At 64.7% G+C, this 12,942-nt stretch carries 13 protein-coding genes; 8 read left to right on the top strand and 5 right to left on the bottom strand.

The features are described from left to right. Nucleotides 1-51: 51 nt before the first annotated feature. From BQ8794_RS26865 to BQ8794_RS26850, 4 genes are read right to left on the bottom strand one after another with little or no spacing between them, the layout of a single operon-like run. A complete protein-coding gene (locus BQ8794_RS26865; RefSeq protein WP_077381574.1) occupies nt 52-1,527 on the bottom strand; it encodes an aldehyde dehydrogenase in 1,476 nt (491 codons plus the stop codon). Beyond that, nucleotides 1,524-2,576 carry an LLM class flavin-dependent oxidoreductase gene (locus BQ8794_RS26860; protein WP_077381573.1) on the bottom strand — a complete coding sequence of 351 codons (1,053 nt, stop codon included), beginning with the start codon at nt 2,574-2,576 and terminating at the stop codon, nt 1,524-1,526. The genes BQ8794_RS26865 and BQ8794_RS26860 overlap by 4 nt, the downstream gene beginning before the upstream one ends. A 6-nt stretch (nt 2,577-2,582) precedes the next feature. Further along, nucleotides 2,583-4,376 (bottom strand): alpha/beta fold hydrolase, encoded by a 1,794-nt coding sequence (locus tag BQ8794_RS26855; protein ID WP_077381572.1) that lies wholly within the window; start codon nt 4,374-4,376, stop codon nt 2,583-2,585. After that, nucleotides 4,369-4,956, bottom strand: coding sequence for an amino acid synthesis family protein (locus BQ8794_RS26850; RefSeq protein WP_077381571.1), 588 nt, complete (start codon nt 4,954-4,956; stop codon nt 4,369-4,371). The genes BQ8794_RS26855 and BQ8794_RS26850 overlap by 8 nt, the downstream gene beginning before the upstream one ends. Nucleotides 4,957-5,101: 145 nt before the next feature. Here BQ8794_RS26850 and BQ8794_RS26845 point away from each other — a divergent pair, with 145 nt between their 5' ends. The 7 genes from BQ8794_RS26845 to BQ8794_RS26820 all read left to right on the top strand — a co-directional run bounded on the left by BQ8794_RS26845 (nt 5,102) and on the right by BQ8794_RS26820 (nt 11,107). Further along, nucleotides 5,102-5,773: a GntR family transcriptional regulator gene (locus BQ8794_RS26845; RefSeq protein WP_077381570.1), complete on the top strand. Its 672-nt coding sequence runs from the start codon at nt 5,102-5,104 to the stop codon at nt 5,771-5,773. Nucleotides 5,774-5,919: 146 nt separating this feature from the next. Beyond that, a complete protein-coding gene (locus tag BQ8794_RS26840; RefSeq protein ID WP_077381569.1) occupies nt 5,920-6,726 on the top strand; it encodes an SDR family oxidoreductase in 807 nt (268 codons plus the stop codon). A gap of 11 nt (nt 6,727-6,737) precedes the next feature. Beyond that, nucleotides 6,738-7,685, top strand: coding sequence for a 3-hydroxyacyl-CoA dehydrogenase (locus BQ8794_RS26835; RefSeq protein ID WP_077381568.1), 948 nt, complete (start codon nt 6,738-6,740; stop codon nt 7,683-7,685). Then, nucleotides 7,682-8,644: a 3,5-dioxohexanoate:acetyl-CoA acetone transferase gene (gene kce / locus BQ8794_RS26830; RefSeq protein ID WP_077381567.1), complete on the top strand. Its 963-nt coding sequence runs from the start codon at nt 7,682-7,684 to the stop codon at nt 8,642-8,644. Before BQ8794_RS26835 ends, kce begins: the two co-directional genes overlap by 4 nt. Nucleotides 8,645-8,683: 39 nt before the next feature. Next, on the top strand, nt 8,684-8,830 hold the full coding sequence (locus tag BQ8794_RS35145) for an SMP-30/gluconolactonase/LRE family protein (RefSeq protein WP_244555107.1): 147 nt from the start codon (nt 8,684-8,686) through the stop codon (nt 8,828-8,830). After that, nucleotides 8,827-10,038, top strand: coding sequence for an acyl-CoA dehydrogenase family protein (locus BQ8794_RS26825; RefSeq protein ID WP_077381566.1), 1,212 nt, complete (start codon nt 8,827-8,829; stop codon nt 10,036-10,038). The genes BQ8794_RS35145 and BQ8794_RS26825 overlap by 4 nt, the downstream gene beginning before the upstream one ends. A gap of 31 nt (nt 10,039-10,069) precedes the next feature. Continuing rightward, nucleotides 10,070-11,107 (top strand): phosphotransferase family protein, encoded by a 1,038-nt coding sequence (locus BQ8794_RS26820; RefSeq protein WP_077381565.1) that lies wholly within the window; start codon nt 10,070-10,072, stop codon nt 11,105-11,107. A gap of 90 nt (nt 11,108-11,197) precedes the next feature. On the opposite strand, the gene BQ8794_RS26815 is transcribed toward BQ8794_RS26820, so the two are convergent. Continuing rightward, nucleotides 11,198-11,515 (bottom strand): hypothetical protein, encoded by a 318-nt coding sequence (locus tag BQ8794_RS26815; RefSeq protein ID WP_077381564.1) that lies wholly within the window; start codon nt 11,513-11,515, stop codon nt 11,198-11,200. Nucleotides 11,516-11,715: 200 nt separating this feature from the next. On the opposite strand from BQ8794_RS26815, the gene BQ8794_RS26810 reads away from it, so the two are divergent. Continuing rightward, on the top strand, nt 11,716-12,936 hold the full coding sequence (locus tag BQ8794_RS26810) for a helix-turn-helix domain-containing protein (protein WP_077381563.1): 1,221 nt from the start codon (nt 11,716-11,718) through the stop codon (nt 12,934-12,936). The last annotated feature ends 6 nt before the right edge of the window (nt 12,937-12,942 follow it).

The raw sequence follows: 12,942 nt of genomic DNA, 5'->3' as shown, positions 1-12,942 counted from the left end.
TGTTGGTTGTTTTTGTTTCTTGTTGTTGTGAAGTTACGCGTTGGCGCTGCCTCATCGCATGACGAACGGGTCCGGGATCGGCTCGTCGGATATCCGTATCCAGACGGATTTCGAGCGCGTGTAATCGCGGATGGCGTCGAACCCGCCCTCACGGCCAAGCCCGGACTGACCGTAGCCGCCGAACGGCACGAGCGGCGAAACCGCGCGGTACGTGTTGACCCAGACGACGCCGGCATGGATGTCGCGCGCCATGCGGTGCGCCTTGGCGAGATTGGTGGTGAACACGCCCGAGGCGAGGCCGAACGGCGTGTCGTTGGCAAGCGCCAGGGCTTCGGCTTCCGTGTCGAAGGTGAGAACGCTGAGCACCGGACCGAACAATTCCTCGCGCACGCAGGGCAGCGCTGGATCCTCGGCGTCGATGATGGTCGGTGCGTAGTAGAAGCCGTGCGGATGATCGTCGGGCCTTTTTCCGCCGGTGACCAGCGTCCCGCCACTGGCGAGGCTCTCGGCAACGATCTTCTCGATCCATTCCCGCTGGCGTGGCGTTGCCAGTGGCCCCATTTCGGTGGCCGGATCCTGCGGATCGCCGATCCTGATGGCCTCGGCCTTGTGCTTCAGCCTGTCCAGGAACTCGGCCTTTATCGAACGCTCGACAAGCAGCCGCGAGCCGGCGACGCAGCTTTGTCCAGACGCGGCGAAAATCCCGGCCACTACCGCGTTGGCCGCACTGTCCAGGTCGGCGTCGGAGAAAACGACAACCGGGCTTTTCCCGCCCAGTTCCAGCGTCGTGTAGGCGAGATTTTCCGCCGTGTTGCGGACGATCGCACGAGCGGTCGAAGGCCCGCCGGTGAAGGCGACGCGTGAAACCAGCGGGTGACTTGTCAGGCGTCGGCCGCAATCGTGCCCGAACCCGGTCAGTATGTTGACGCTGCCGGCGGGAAATCCGGCCTCATGAACGAGTTCGGCGAAGGCCAGCAGCGGCGCTGGACCGTCCTCCGAGGCTTTCAGGACGACCGTGCAGCCGGCCGCCAGCGCCGGGCCGAGCTTGACGGCCGAAAGGAAGAGCTGCGAATTCCACGGCACGACGGCAGCGACGACGCCGATCGGCTCGCGCCGGATGGTGACGTCCATATCGGCCTTGTCGATGGGCAGATGCGAGCCTTCATGCTTGTCGGCAAGCCCGCCATAGTAGCGGTAATAGTCGCCGACATAGGCGATCTGGGCGCGGGTCTCGCGGATGATCTTGCCGGTGTCGCGCGTTTCCAGCTCCGCCAGGCGGCCGGCATTGGCGACGACCAGGTCGCCGAGGCGCACCAGCAGCTTGCCGCGCGCCGTCGCCGTCAGCGAGGCCCATGCGGCCGAGTGCAGCGTCCGGTGCGCCGCCTCGACGGCGCGGTCGACATCGGCCTCGGTTGCGGCGGGCATCGTCGCCCAGGGCGCACCGGTGGATGGATCGATGCTTTCGAAGGTGGTTTTCGGCGTATCGAACGCCCCATCTATGAAGTTGCTGAAGGCCACAAGGGTCATTGCGGCCTCCCATGCCCGAAAGCCGGCATCACCTTGTCGACGAACAGCTGCAGCGACTTCTTCTTGCGCTCGTGTGGCAGGCCGCTGTCGATCCAGATCGAATACTGGTCATAGCCGAGCGCCTCATATGCCTTCAGCCGGGTGATCACCTCTTCGGCTTCGCCGATGACCAGGTTCTGTCGGATCTTGTCAGGCGCGTATTGCGGCATGGCTGCGATCTCGTCGTCGGAAAGCGCTTCCAATATGCCTTGGCGAACCGGCTTCTTGTTCTGGAACCAGGCGCCGAACTGGCAGTAGAACAGCGACAGGTCCTTCGTCAGCTGCTCCGCATCGGCGGCGTCCTCGGCAACGAATGTGTGCATCAGCAGCATGATCTCGGGGCGGGCCATGTCGGGATGCGCCGCGCACGCCGCGTTGAAGCGCTCCATCAGGCAGGTTACTTCGTCGTCGCCGGAGGCGAGCGGCGTCACCTGGACGTTGCAGCCGTTGGAGACGGCGAAGTCGTGCGAGTTTGGATCGCGCGCCGCCACCCAGATCGGCGGGTGCGGCTTTTGCACCGGCTTGGGCGACGATGTGGTCGAGGGAAACGACCAGAATTCGCCGGACATCTCGAAATCGCCTTCCCAGAGGCCCTTGATGGCTGGGATGATCTCGCGCATGCGCTGGCCCGCGCCCCAGGCGTCGAGCCCGGGGAACAGGCGCTGGTACTCGTAGCTGTAGGCGCCGCGGGCGATGCCGATGTCGAGCCGGCCGCCGGTGACGACATCGGTCATGGCTGCCTCGCCGGCGAGCTTGATCGGATGCCAGAACGGCGCGATCACGGTTCCTGTGCCGAGCCGGATGCGCTGCGTCCTGGCGCCGAGATAGGCGATGTTGATGAACGGATTTGGCGAGATGGTGAACTCCATGCCGTGGTGTTCGCCGATCCAGGCCGTCTCGAAGCCTGCCGCCTCGGCCATCAGGACCAGTTCCTCAAGCTCGTCGATGAGCTCGGCATGCGGCTTTGCCGGGTCCGAGCGTTCCATGTGGACGAAGAGTGAGAACTTCATATCTGTTCACCCCGAAGTGTTCATGGCTGCCGGCTTGGCGAGCGGACGGACTTCACCTTCGACCGCGTTGCCGACATAGACGCCAAATGCATCCTCCCGACATTCGCGCACATAGCGGGCAAGCATCGAGCGCACAGCAGCATCGGCGATGTTCAGTCCGGCGATCCTGTCGATGTCGACGAGCCGGACCTTGCCGTCGCTGGAGTGGGGCGCGTCTATCGTGCCGCGGTAGTAGACATGCGTTCGCGACGGGCTTGCCGCGTCGTCCCAGACCGCAAACAGGAATCCGAGATGCGCCTCGATGGCTTTCGCAGCGAGGCGTCCCCTGAGGCTTCGCGCGTCGCCGGGTGCCCCGAGCCCCCGCCCCACTGGCAGTTCGAAAAAGCCGTCGGTGGTTTCGAGGAACAGCACGCGGCCTTCATCTTCGAGGATGGCGCCGACCTCCATGTCCGGAGGCGCGGCCGCCAGTGCTTCCTGGCTGAGGCCGGGCGAGACATAGGCGCCACGGCAATAGCCGAGGGGCTGCGATGAATTGTGGGAGAATTCGCGAACGCGGCCGATGAGGATCGAATGATCGCCGGCGTCGACCAACTGCTCCATGTCACAGTCGAACGTCGCCACCGATCCAGCGAGCAGCGGGCTGCCGGTCGGGCCGAAGCGCCACTCGACAGCCGAGAACTTGTCCTGCGATTTGGAAGCGAAGACGCCGGATGCGGCTCGCTGTTCCTCCGAGAGGACGTTGACGGCAAAGCACTTCGAGGTCGAAAACACCGGATGACCCAGCGCCTTCTTGGCGATGCAGACCAGCACAAGCGGCGGATCGAGCGAAACGGACGTAAACGAATTGGCGGTGAAGCCTCGAGGCTCTCCTTCCGGCCCGATCGCGGTGACGATGGTAACGCCGGTCAGGAAGGAACCGAGCGCCCGCCTGAATTCGCCCGAGTCGAAGGCTGTGTCCATTGCCGGTCGCGCCGATATGCTTGCGCCGTCGTTGCTCGCGAGAAAATCGACAATGCGCCGTGTGACCACGTCAGGCGAGGCTATGGCCATCATGTGTCGCTCGCCCTCCAGAACGACGCAGCGACCGCGCGGCGCGAGGCGTGCCATTGCCGCCGACATCACAGGCGAGGAATTTCTGTCCTGCGAGCCGGTCATGAACAGGGCCGGCACAGCGAGACCGGAGAGACGATCGCCATGCGCCGCATCGGCATGGGCGAAAAGTCGATAGGTGCGCGCATAGCCTTCGGAGTTGACGCTTTGCAGTGCCGCGCGCGTCGTCCTTGCAGCCTCGACTAGGCTGTCGGGGACCGGGTTGCCGAACCAGCGCGCGATGGTTGCGTCCGTCCCCGACGGGTTTTCCGCGCCATTCAATTCGGCGGCTCGCTCGCGCACTGCCTGCGCAAGCTCCGCCGGGCGGCGAAATACCGCATTGAGCGACACCAGGTTGCGGACCCGTTCGGGTGCATTGAGAGCGATTTCCTGCCCGACCAGCGCCCCCATTGAATGGCCGAGGATCGAGACGGTATCCAGGCCAAGGTGATCGAGAAGCCGGATTGCCTGTCCGGCATAGTCGGCAAGGCTGGCGGCCTCGGGCGGCAACGGCGACTGGCCATGTCCCAGGATGTCGATCGCGATCACATCCCATCTGTTTTTCATCAGCTCGATCTGGGGTGCCCAGATCGCCGCGTTCATGCCGACGCCGTGGATGAGGAGGACTGGCGCGCCGGATCCGGCACGGATGAAGCCGGTGCCGTCAGGCGCCGTTCCACGATGCCAGCCACGGTCCGCCAACTCAGCCATGCAGGTCGCCGACCTCCTTGAGATCCTGGTAGCGGTCGCCTATGCGATGATGCGGTCGTCCGCCGATCGAGGCGCCAAGCGCCACCACCAGCTCGTCTGGCGCCGGCGCGTCGCCGATCTGGAAATGCACCGTCAGGTAGTGCGAACGTCGGCCTTCGTCGTTCTTGTCCATGAGCGGGATCATGATCGGCGTGTTCGGACCGCCGCGCAGATTGGTGAAGGCAAGATAGGTCTTGGCGCCGACGGCACGCCGATAGTGGTTGCCGAAATGCAGCGTGTGGATGAGCGCCGAGGCATGCTCGATCTCGCCCGACGTGCCGCAGATTGCGGCCTTGCCGTAGCCTTCGATCGCTTCGCCAGATCCGGCGACTGCGAGGATTTCGTGGGTCAGCATCTCCCCCAAAACCGGCGCGTAGGCGCGGATCTCGGGAGAAAGGTCCTCGGTGAAACCGCGCCCGGCCCAGGGATTGTCGAGCACTGCCGCCACGCCGATCAGGCGTAGCGGCCGGGGGGCCACCTTGCCGCCTTCAATCAGCGTGTTCTCCACATAGGTGACGATCTTTCGGATGGCAGGCTTCATCAAATCCTCGGTGATCGATTGGGCTGAGGCATTCGGAAAGTTCCCTTTTGCCTAATCATCTTATGGTATACCATACTATTGAAGACCAAAACCCTTGTCAACGGATCATCGAATCTGTTTCTTGCGGATGCTGGGAGTAGATGAATTGGCCGACGACACACTGAGGATCGAACGATCCACCAAGACGCTGAGAACGCTGGCGCTGGAGCGCATGCGCGACGCGATCATGGGGTTTCACTTCCAGCCTGGCGAACGGTTGGTCGAGCGCCCGCTTTGCGATCAGCTCGGCGTCAGTCGCTCGGTGGTGCGCGAAGTTCTGCGGCAGTTGGAGACTGAGGGCCTTGTCCAGATGATACCAGGCCACGGACCCGCCGTGGCCCGGCCGGATCTCAGTCGCACCGATGAGATTTATGAACTGCGCGCTCTGATGGAGGGCATCGCGGCGCGCGCCTGCGCGCTGACGGCGACTGAGGACCAGATCGCTGCGCTTGAGCGCGCATTCGATGTGCTGCTCACCGCGTGGGCCTCAGCCAACCCGATCGAGGTGATGCGGGCGACGACAAAATTCTACGAAGTGCTTTTCGATGCCGCCGACAAGCGCATCGCCTGGGAGATCGTCCAGGGTCTGAACGTCCGCATCAACCAGCTGCGTTCCATGACCATCGCCTCGGAGAATCGTCGCGATGCCGCAATCGCCGAAATGACCGAGATCATGAACGCGATCAAGTCGCGCAACGGCGATGCCGCCGAAGCCGCGGCCCGGCGGCATGTGGAGCAGGCCTGGCGAATTGCGCAACAGACCCTTCGCGACAGCTGAAGCAGAAATTTCACATCACGGGATCGTCCGTCGCCCTCGCGCAGTGCTTTCGTCACAATTTCAGGGGCAATACTGTAACGGCTTGGTCGTTCTGAGCGCTGTCATGGCGCTGCGCGGACGGCGGCTGCAATGAGAAGGGATACACGATGAGCAAAGGGGCGCCGACATCCCCGGACGATTTTCTAACCGGGCTGAAGGGGCAGCGCGTGCTGGTGACGGCAGGCGCCGGCGGCATCGGCTTGGCCATTGCCGACACGCTGTCGCGGCTCGGCGCGCGCATCGTCGTTTGCGACGTCTCCGACGAGGCGCTGGCCGCCGCTCCGGACAAGATCGCCCTCGTCGCCGCGGTCAAGGCCGATGTCTCGCGCGACGACGACGTCGACCGGTTGTTCGAGACCGTGAAGGAAAAGCTCGGCGGCCTCGACGCGCTGATCAACAATGCCGGCATCGCCGGGCCGACCGGCGGCGTCGACGAAATCGATCCGGCAGAGTGGCGGCGCTGCATCGACATCTGCCTGACCGGCCAGTTCCTCTGCGCCCGGCGTGCCGTGCCGCTGATCAAGGCGGCGGGCGGCGGCTCGATCGTCTCGATGTCGTCCGCCGCCGGCCGCCATGGTTACGCTTTCCGCACCCCCTATTCGGCGGCCAAGTTCGGCGTCATCGGTTTCACGCAGAGCCTTGCCAAGGAACTCGGGCCGCACGGCATAAGGGTCAACGCCATCCTCCCAGGCATCATCGAGGGGCCACGCATCGACAAGGTCATCGCCGACCGGGCCAGGCAGCTCGGTGTGTCGAACGAAGAGATGACGCAGCGCTATCTCCAGAACATCTCGCTGCGCCGCATGACCAGTCCCTATGACGTCGCCGCGATGGTCGCCTTCCTGTTGTCCGATGCGGCGATCAACATCTCCGGCCAGTCGCTCGGCGTCGACGGCAATGTCGAAACCCTTTGAGGAGCCCGACCATGGTGAAAGTAGCAATTGTCGGCAGCGGGTTCATCGGGCGGGCCTGGGCGATCAGTTTTGCCCGCGCCGGTCATGACGTGCGGATGTGGGACCAGTCGCCGGCCGCGAGCGAAGGTGCTCGCGACTACATTGCCGGCGTGCTCGGCGACCTCGCCGCGAACGATCTGCTGCGGGGACAGGCAATCGACGCCGTGCTTGGCCGCATCGCCATTGTGGCAGAACTGGGCGAGGCGCTGGCCGATGCAGTCCATATCCAGGAGAACACGCCGGAAAACCTCGAGGTGAAGCGCGAGGTGTTCTCGCAGATCGATGCAATGGCCGCTCCGCAAGCGGTGATCGCCAGTTCCACCTCGGCGTTGCTGCCGTCGAAATTCACCGACCATCTGCAAGGGCGGCACCGCTGCCTGGTCGTGCATCCGATCAATCCGCCCTATCTCATCCCGGCTGCGGAAGTCGTGCCGGCGCCATGGACGTCTTCCGAAACGATCGAACGGACCCGCGCTTTCCTCGTCGATGCTGGCCACGCGCCGCTGGTGATGAAGCACGAACTCGACGGCTTCATCATGAACCGCCTGCAGGGCGCGCTGCTGGAGGAGGCTTTTCGACTTGTCGCCGACGGCTATGCCAGCGTCGAGGACGTTGATATCGGCATTCGCGACGGGCTGGCGCTGCGCTGGTCGTTCATGGGGCCGTTCGAAACGATCGACCTCAATGCGCCGGGCGGCGTACGCGACTATGTCGAGCGCTATCAGTCGATCTATTCCAACATTTTTCCGCAGATGCTGCGCCGCGTTGACTGGGCCGGCGAGGTCATCGAAACGGTAGAGGCCGACCGCCGCAAGCGGCTGCCGCGGGAAGAACTCGGCGAACGGCAGGTTTGGCGCGACCGCCGGCTGATGGCGCTGGCGGCGCACAAGAAAAAATCGGATCAGGAGTTTGGACGATGACGGAAACAAGCCGCAAGCCCGGTGCTATGCAGACCAGGGGCAAAATTATCATCACCTGTGCGGTGACCGGGGCAATCCACACACCGACCATGTCGCCCTATCTGCCGATCACGCCGGACCAGATCGCCACCGAGGCGATCGCGGCCGCGGAGGCAGGTGCGGCGATCCTGCACCTGCATGCCCGCGACCCCGAGACCGGCAAGCCCGACCAGACGCCGGCGGCCTTCGCCCGCTTCCTGCCGCGCATCAAGCAGGGCACCAATGCCGCCATCAACATCACCACCGGCGGCAGTCCCTACATGAAGGTCGAGGAACGCGTGCGCCCGGCCGCCGAGTTCAAGCCTGAGGTCGCCTCGCTCAACATGGGCTCGATCAATTTCGGGCTCTATCACCTCGTCGACAAATACGAGACCTTCAAGTTCGACTGGGAAAGGCCGCATCTGGAAGCGACGCGCGACCTTGTCTTCCGCAACTCGTTCAAAGACGTCGAATACATTCTTGCGACCTGCTACGACAACGGCACGCGCTTTGAGTTCGAGTGCTACGACATTGCCCATCTCTACAATCTCTCGCACTTCGCCGACCGCGGGCTGGTGAAGCCGCCGTTCTTAGTGCAGTCGGTGTTCGGTCTGCTTGGCGGCATCGGCACGCACCCCGAAGACGTCGCCCATATGAAGCGCACCGCCGACCGGCTGTTCGGCGACCAGTTCCGCTGGTCGGTGCTCGGCGCCGGCGCCAGCCAGTTGCGCATCGCGGCGCAATCGGCAGCGCTTGGCGGCAACATCCGCGTCGGGCTCGAAGACAGTCTTTGGGCCGGCAAGGGCAAGCTTGCCAAATCGAACGCCGAGCAGGTGGTGCTTGCCCGCAAGATCATCGAGGGGCTCGGCATGGAAGTGGCGACGCCCGACGAGGCGCGCGAGATCCTGTCATTGAAGGGCGGCGACAAGGTCGCGTTCTGATCGCGCCTGTCGCCCGCACGCCAAACACAGGAGGACGGCATGAAGATCGAAGTCGTGGTGGACGTGAAGACCACGCTGGGCGAGGGACCATTGTGGGACGTCGAACAGGAGCGCCTTTACTGGATCGACAGTTTCTCGTCCATCGATGGTGGCCACCTCGTTTCATCGCTGGGAGTTTGTCCATGAATTTCGACATTCCCGCCCGCACCGAAGATTACCGCGTCCGCATTGCCGACTTCGTCGAGCGCGAGATCCTGCCGCTCGAAGCCGACAAGACGTCCTATGACGCACATGGAAATATCGCCTTGCCGCTGCTGGAGACGCTTCGCGCCAAGGCGCGGATGGCGGGCCTGTGGTGCCTGCAGCTCAAGCCCGAAACCGGCGGCGTCGGTCTCGGCAAGATCGATATTGCGGTCTGTTACGAGGAGATGAACCGGTCGATCTTCGGACCCGTGGTGTTCAATTCGGCAGCGCCCGACGATGGCAACATGATGGTTCTGGAGGCGCTCGGCACGCCAGCGCAGAAGGAAAAATGGCTGAAGCCGATTGTCGAGGGCAAGGTGCGCTCGGCCTTTGCCATGACCGAACCGCATCCCGGCGGCGGCTCGGACCCTTCGATGATCATGACGCGTGCGAAGCGGCGCGGCGACAAATATGTGGTGACCGGCCGCAAATGGTTCATCACCGGCGCGGAGGAGGCCAGCCATTTCATTCTGATCGCGCGAACCTCGGACGACCCGCGCCACGGTCTGTCGGCCCTGATGTTCCACAAGGACCACCCGGGCTGGCGCATCATGCGTCGCATCGAGATCATGGGCCCGGAGGAGCATGGCGGGCATTGCGAGCTGGAATTCGATGGGCTCGAAATCCCTGTCGAAGACATGCTGGCCGGCGAGGGCAGGGGCATGAAGGTGACGCAGGTGCGGCTCGGCCCGGCGCGACTTACCCACTGCATGCGCTGGCTCGGATTGTCCAAGCGCTGCGTCGAGATCGCGCGCGCCTACGCTGCCGAGCGCTATGGTTTCGGCCAGCGCCTCGCCGACCGCGAAAGCGTCCAGCTGAAGCTCGGCGACCTCGCCATGCGCATCGAGATCGGCCGCATCCTGGTGATGAAGGCTGCGTGGGAACTGGACCGCGGCGGCTTTGCCCGCAAGGACGTGTCGATGGCCAAGGTCCAGGTCGCCAATGTGCTGCATGACGCGGCCGATGTCGCGATCCAGATCAATGGCGCGCGGGGCTATTCCAAGGACACCGTGCTCGAATGGATCTACCGCTATGCGCGCCAGGCGCGGCTGGTCGACGGCGCCGATGAGGTCCACAAGATGGTGCTGAACCGTTTCCTCGACGAGGGGGAGAGGGGCTTCTGGCGCTGGACCGTCGAAGGCGAGGCATAGCGGACGCGGGGTGGCACCCCAGGAGGAAAAGATGGCGCAGCCGCTGAATGCGGATTTCGATCCTGAGGCATTGAAGGGCTTTCTCGCGAACCGCTTCGGCGATGCCGCAATGTCGCTCGAGCGGATCGGCGGCGGACAGTCCAACCCCACCTACTTCGTCGACTATGGTGCGCATCGCATGGTGCTGCGCAAGAAGCCGGCCGGGCCGATCCTGCGTGGGGCGCATGCCGTCGACCGCGAATTCCGCGTGCTTGAGGCGCTCGCACCGACCAACGTCCCGGTGCCGCGGCCGGTGCTCTATCACGACGGTGTCGAGCCGCTCGGCACGTCCTTTTACTTGATGGAGCGGCTGGATGGTCGCGTTTTCCATGACTGTTCGCTGCCTGGCCTCGTCCCCGCGGAGCGACGCGGCATCTATTTCGGCATGGCCGAAGCGATGGCCAAATTGCATGCTGTCCGTCCCGACGCGGTCGGCCTCGGCGACTACGGCCGGCCCGGCAACTATTTCGAGCGCCAGATCGACCGCTGGACCCGGCAGCTCAGGGAATCGCCGAGTGACAGAATTCCGGCACTCGAAGCGGTCGCCGACTGGTTGCCGCAGCATATGCCCGCGGACGACGGGCGCGTGTCGATCGCCCATGGCGACTTCCGCCTCGGAAATCTGTTGTTCCATCCTGGCAAGCCGGAGGTGATCGGCATTCTCGATTGGGAGCTGTCGACGGTCGGCCATCCGCTCGCCGATCTCGGCTTTTGCTCGATGACCTGGCATTCGACGCCAGACGAATATGGCGGCATCCTCGGCCTCGATCAAGCCGCCCTCGGCATCCCCAGCCAGCGCGAATTCCTCGACCATTATTTCGCCCATGCCGTACCCACTGCGCCCCTGCAACGCTTCCACCTGGTTTTTTCGCTGTTCCGTTTCGCGGTGATCTTCGTCGGCATCGCCGACCGGGCGCGGGCAGGCAGCGCGGCGTCGGCCGATGCCGCCAGCAAGTCGCCGCTCGCCGGTCGCTTTGCCGCACGTGCTCAAGAGATCATCCAAGGGGCAAGACCGTGGAGCGCCGCCTGAGACGAGCGCTCGCGCCCAGGTCCTTTCCCTACCCGCGGCGTCAGCAATCCAGTCCGGAAATCCAGTCCGAGAGGTTTTGCGCACGCCGGGTCACGACCGGTGGACAGCGCTTCGTCGGCCGGCGACCAGCTTCAGCCAAGGCGCCGAATGGAAGGCGCTCATCAGCAAGTACATCATCGCCATTCCGCTCAGCGCCCACGCATCTTGCGGCGCGCAGATCATGTCGGCATCACCGGTAACGGCCGTCAGCAGCGCCATGATTGCGAAGGTTGGCGCGGCCGCCAGCGATAGCCAGTCGGCCGCGCCGCGGGCGGCGACATTGTCGCTTGGGAAATCGGCAGATACGCTGTCTGCGGGCGGCATCTTCTGCGTGTGGCTGGAGTGGAGTGTCATCGAAACGTCAGCCATGGCCGTACCGGTTCATGGCGTCGCCATCGGACCCGCGTCAAATTACGCCCTCGTGTTCCGGTCTTGTGTGTCGGCATCGTTCTTCTCCCTTGTGTCGTGCGTCCGTCGCACCGTTTCGATACGGCTCGCTGGCTGTTGCTCCTGAGATAGATTAGGACCGGACATCGAATGGTGAGAGTGACAAGTGTGACGGGATTCCGATGGATTCGCTGATCACCGCTGCGGCGCGCGCCCTCGCAACGGGTGATCCCCTTGGCGCTTTGAAGCGGGTCGCCCTGCGTGAGGATGCGCCCGCGCTCGCGCTGCGCGGCATCGCGATGGCGCAGCTCGGCGATCTCGTTCGAGCAAAGGCTCTCCTCAAAAGTGCTGCGCGCGCCTTCGGTCCGAGAGAGGCGGTGGCCCGCGCGAGGTGCGTCGTCGCCGAAGCCGAGATCGCGCTCGTCTCGCGCGACCTCGGCTGGCCGGCGAAGGCGCTCGACGCCGCACGGGCGACGCTTGAAAAGCACGGCGACCACGTCAATGCCGCGCATGCGCGCAATCTCGAAGCTCGGCGCCTGCTCCTGATCGGACGCCTCGATGAGGCCGAGAGCAGGCTCGCCGGATTCGACCCAACAACGCTCCCACCCGCGTCGAGGGCCGCCCACGAGCTGGTGATTGCGGGGATCGCGATACGCCGCCTCCGCACCAAGGCGGCGCGCGCTGCGCTCGGGCGAGCCGAGCACGCCGCGCGCCAGGCGGACATTCCAGCGCTGACGGCCGAGGTTGAAGGCGCATCCCTGGTGATGAACACGCCCGCGGCGCGCCTGATCGCGCGCGGGGTGGAGCGCCCGCTCCTGCTCGAGGAGGTCGAAGCGCTGCTGGCGTCGGGGGCGCTCGTCGTCGACGCCTGCCGTAATGTCGTGCGGGACGCCGGCACGATCGTCTCGCTGGCGACGCGCCCGGTCTTGTTCGCGCTTGCGCGCACGCTGGGCGAAGCCTGGCCCGCAGACGTGCCGAGGAGCACCCTCGTCGCACGCGCCTTCGGCGGCAAGCACGCCGATGAATCGCATCGCGCACGGTTGCGGGTCGAAGTCGGTCGGCTTCGAGTGGAGTTGCGGTCACTGGCGGATGTGAGCGCGACCAAGCGAGGCTTTGCGCTTAAGCCGCGCCGCCCACGCGATGTCGTGGTGCTGGCGCCACCCGCCGACGAGCCGCATGCAGCGGTGCTCGCCTTCCTCGCCGACGGCGAGTCGTGGTCGAGCTCGGCGCTCGCAATTGCGCTCGGAGCCAGCTCGCGCACCGTGCAGCGCTCGCTCGAGCAGCTTGCGGCAGCAGGCAAGGTGCAGTCCTTCGGCCGCGGGCGAGCGCGCCGTTGGATGACCCCACCCGTGCCGGGATTCCCGACAATCTTGTTACTCCCCGGCTCGCTGTCGAGCTACTAGGATAGA

This window comes from Mesorhizobium prunaredense (assembly GCF_900156895.1).
Lineage (GTDB): Bacteria > Pseudomonadota > Alphaproteobacteria > Rhizobiales > Rhizobiaceae > Mesorhizobium > Mesorhizobium prunaredense.
The sequence above is the reverse complement of the archived record's forward strand: the minus strand, read 5'-3'. Positions and strand labels throughout refer to the sequence as shown.

Excerpts from the sequence above, each read along its gene's own strand:
- BQ8794_RS26835 (WP_077381568.1), top strand. The coding sequence starts at position 6,738 with ATGGTGAAAGTAGCAATTGTCGGCAGCGGGTTCATCGGGCGGGCCTGG.
- kce (WP_077381567.1), top strand. The coding sequence starts at position 7,682 with ATGACGGAAACAAGCCGCAAGCCCGGTGCTATGCAGACCAGGGGCAAA.
- BQ8794_RS26855 (WP_077381572.1), bottom strand. The coding sequence starts at position 4,376 with ATGGCTGAGTTGGCGGACCGTGGCTGGCATCGTGGAACGGCGCCTGAC.
- BQ8794_RS26810 (WP_077381563.1), top strand. The coding sequence starts at position 11,716 with ATGGATTCGCTGATCACCGCTGCGGCGCGCGCCCTCGCAACGGGTGAT.
- BQ8794_RS35145 (WP_244555107.1), top strand. The coding sequence starts at position 8,684 with ATGAAGATCGAAGTCGTGGTGGACGTGAAGACCACGCTGGGCGAGGGA.
- BQ8794_RS26820 (WP_077381565.1), top strand. The coding sequence starts at position 10,070 with ATGGCGCAGCCGCTGAATGCGGATTTCGATCCTGAGGCATTGAAGGGC.
- BQ8794_RS26865 (WP_077381574.1), bottom strand. The coding sequence starts at position 1,527 with ATGACCCTTGTGGCCTTCAGCAACTTCATAGATGGGGCGTTCGATACG.
- BQ8794_RS26850 (WP_077381571.1), bottom strand. The coding sequence starts at position 4,956 with ATGAAGCCTGCCATCCGAAAGATCGTCACCTATGTGGAGAACACGCTG.
- BQ8794_RS26860 (WP_077381573.1), bottom strand. The coding sequence starts at position 2,576 with ATGAAGTTCTCACTCTTCGTCCACATGGAACGCTCGGACCCGGCAAAG.
- BQ8794_RS26815 (WP_077381564.1), bottom strand. The coding sequence starts at position 11,515 with ATGGCTGACGTTTCGATGACACTCCACTCCAGCCACACGCAGAAGATG.
- BQ8794_RS26840 (WP_077381569.1), top strand. The coding sequence starts at position 5,920 with ATGAGCAAAGGGGCGCCGACATCCCCGGACGATTTTCTAACCGGGCTG.
- BQ8794_RS26825 (WP_077381566.1), top strand. The coding sequence starts at position 8,827 with ATGAATTTCGACATTCCCGCCCGCACCGAAGATTACCGCGTCCGCATT.